Source organism: Faecalibacterium sp. Marseille-P9312, from assembly GCF_902497445.1.
GTDB classification, from domain to species: Bacteria; Bacillota; Clostridia; order Oscillospirales; family Ruminococcaceae; genus Faecalibacterium; species Faecalibacterium longum.
The window spans coordinates 1-3,330 of the sequence record NZ_CABVEW010000029.1 but is presented as its reverse complement, the minus strand read 5'-3'; the positions used below and the strand labels follow the sequence as shown (position 1 = coordinate 3,330).

At 55.2% G+C, this 3,330-nt stretch carries 1 protein-coding gene; it reads right to left on the bottom strand.

Annotated features, from left to right (window positions below):
* Positions 1-264: 264 nt before the first annotated feature.
* On the bottom strand, positions 265-3,330 hold a 3,066-nt coding region (locus tag F3G95_RS13630; protein WP_243130405.1), incomplete at its 5' end, for a DEAD/DEAH box helicase family protein.

Sequence of the window (3,330 nt, the reverse complement as noted above, 5' to 3'; positions counted from 1 at the left end):
GCCTCTTTGCAGAGGTTTAGGTTTTCAGGTTACGCCTTCACCACGCTCTGTACAATGCACACTTACAGGTGGCAACGCACAGTGGAGTATTAGCTCTCGTACTGTCTTGAATTTTGACCTATTCTCTTGAACTTTGTTCCTCGACATTGGTTCTGTACGGCAGAGGAATTTCACCCCTGATTTTGAGATTAAAGTTCTCTGTGATATTTTCTTATTGCTAAGTGCAATCACATGGTGCTTTTCGCCCTTGCTGTCAACAAGGTCTTATGCACAACGTTTCGCACGGTTCTTGTAGAAATGGCTTTCGTCCACAAAAAGCCTGTCAACGCCCAGTTGTTCAAAGGTGATCACATCATCCTTGCGCTCATCGGAGCGCAGTTTTTCCAGCTTGGTTTCCAGCGTTTTCCGGGTCTTTTCCATCTGCTTGATGGAGAAATTCTCGCCTGCGTGGACTTTCAGCTCATTGATGGCGGCAAGCGTTTCATAAATTTGCTCCTGAATGATACGCTCCTGCCGCTCAAAGGACAGCGGGATGCGCTCAAACTGGCTATGCCCGATGATGACGGCATCGTAGTCGCCGGTGGCGATGCGGGCACAGAATTTTTTGCGGTTGGCAGTTTCAAAGTCCTTGCGCCGTGCCACCAAAAGTTTGGCGTTGGGGTAGAGGTTCAGAAACTCCGAAGCCCATTGCTCCGTCAGGTGATTGGGCACTACGAACAACGATTTCTGGCACAAACCAAGGCGTTTTGCTTCCATAGCAGACGCTGCCATTTCGTAGGTTTTGCCTGCGCCGACTTCGTGTGCAAGCAGCGTATTACCGCCATAAAGCACATGAGCAATGGCGTTGCGCTGGTGCTCCCGGAGGGTGATTTCCGGGTTCATGCCAACAAAGTGAATGTGGGAACCGTCATACTCACGGGGTCTGGTGCTGTTGAACAACTCATTGTACTGTTTTACCAGCGCAATGCGCCGCTGAGGGTCCTGCCAGACCCAGTTGGCGAAAGCGTCCTTGATGACCTGCTGTTTCTGCTGTGCCAGCATTGTTTCCCGCTTGTTCAGCACACGTTTTGGCTTGCCCTCGGCATCCTCAATGGTGTCGTAGATGCGGACATCTTTCAGGTTCAGAGTCTCCTCCAGAATCTTATAGGCGTTGGCACGGGATGTGCCGTAGGTCTCGGAGGAGATAATATCGCCCCGCCCGGTGGCAGTCTTGCCCTCCACACGCCACTCGGCAGTGTAGGGCGAGTAGCGCACATTCACCGCCCGGCGCAGATAGTAGGGGATCTGGAAGGTTTCGGTCATAAACTTCTGGATAATATCTGGGTCGAGCCACGTTGCACCCAAGCGCACATCAATTTCAGAGGCTTCCAGTTCTCTGGGCTGCGCCTTGGTCAGCGCATCCACATTGACGGCAAACTCCGGGTTCGTTTCGGCGGCAAACTGTGCCATCCGCAGCTTTGCCCGGACATCGCCGGACAGGTACTCGTCTGCCATCTGCCAGCCTGCTTCCGGGTTGGTGGGGTCGGCGGCAGGGTCTTTGAAGATCACACCGGAAAGTTCGGTGGTGATGCGCCCGTACTCACCGGGAGTGCCCAGCAGTTCTGCCATATAGGGCAAGTCTACTTTGCCATGCTCCCCGATGGACACCGCCAACGCCTCGCTGGGGGTGTCCACACTGGTGACGGTGCGCTCCGGGCGAATGGTGCGCTTCGTAAACATCGCCGCCTTGGATTTGAGCTGCCCCTGCTCGTCCAGATTTTCCAGCGAACACAGCAGATAATAGGAAGAATCCTGCTCAAATAATCTGCCGTTTTTACGGTCATTCAGCAAGCCATATTTGGCGGTAAAGGCATCGTAGGCGGCGTTCAAACGCTCCTGTGTTGCCTTGATGTCCTCGTCCGGGTAGTCGTTCAACTGCTGGTCAATCAGGTCATTGACGATCTGCCGCAGTTCCACCATGCCGGTGACACGCCCCTTGGCGGTGTCGGAAAGTTCCACCTGCGTCATCACGGAGTTTTCCCGGTAGAACACCTCACCGTCCACCACCGTGTAGGAGAAGTTTTTCACATCCGGGTCAGCCGGGAGAATATGCTTCTCGTTTTCGGCATCCGCAATATCTGGTGTTTCTACCTCAACTTCGGTGTATTGCCCCTCAATATGCTGCACCGCTTCTGCAAGCTGGTCTGCAAGATTTGCACCCTCGATGGGAGCAACGGTCAATTCCTCTCGTCCATACTGGGTGCTTTCGGTGGAGAGTACGCCCAGAACCATCTCCGGGTGGTCTATGAAATACTGGTTGATGGCAAAGCCATCTTCGGTCTTACCGAGCTGCACCCATGCAGGTTCGATGTCCGCAGGGCGGTCACGCTTCTGCAAAAAGATAATATCACTGACAACATCTGTGCCAGCGTTGGCACGGAACGCATTATTCGGCAGACGGATAGCCCCCAGTAGATCGGCACGTTCTGCCATGTGCTTGCGGGCGGTGCTGTCCTTGCTGTCCATGGTGTAGCGGCTGGTGACGAACGCCACCACGCCGCCCGGACGCACTTGGTCGATGGCCTTGGCAAAAAAGTAGTTGTGGATGCTGAATCCCAACTTGTTGTACGCCTTGTCGTTGGCCTTGTAGTTGCCGAAGGGCACGTTGCCCACCGCCAGATCGTAGAAATCACGGCGGTCGGTGGTTTCAAAGCCGGCAACGGTAATGTCTGCCTGTGGGTACAGCTTTTTGGCGATGCGCCCGGTGATGGAATCCAGTTCCACGCCGTACAGACGGCTATCCTGCATGGTGTCCGGCAGCATTCCGAAGAAGTTGCCCACACCCATGGACGGCTCCAAGATGTTGCCAGACCGGAAACCCATGCGCTCCACGGCATCGTAGATGCCACGGATAACGGCGGGGCTGGTGTAGTGGGCATTCAGGGTGCTGGAACGGGCAGCAGCGTACTCATCCTCGGAAAGCAGCCCTTTCAGTTCGACGTACTCTTTTGCCCAACTGTTTTTGCCGGGGTCAAAGGCATCCGCCAGACCGCCCCAGCCCACATACCGGGAAAGCACCTGCTGTTCCTCGGCGGTGGCATCACGATGCTCCTGTTCCAGCTTGAACAGGGTGCGGATGGCTTCAATGTTCCGGGCATATTTCTGTTTTGCGCCGCCCTCGCCCAGATGGTCATCCGTGATGCGGAAATTCCCGGCAGGCTCCGGCGCAGGAGTGAGATTGACCGTCAGGTTGTGCAGATGGATGTTGCCCGGCTGGCGCAGCAGCCGTTCCAGATTTTCCTTGCTTTCCGAGCGGGCAACCGGATAGACCTCATCCGGGTCACGAAGCTG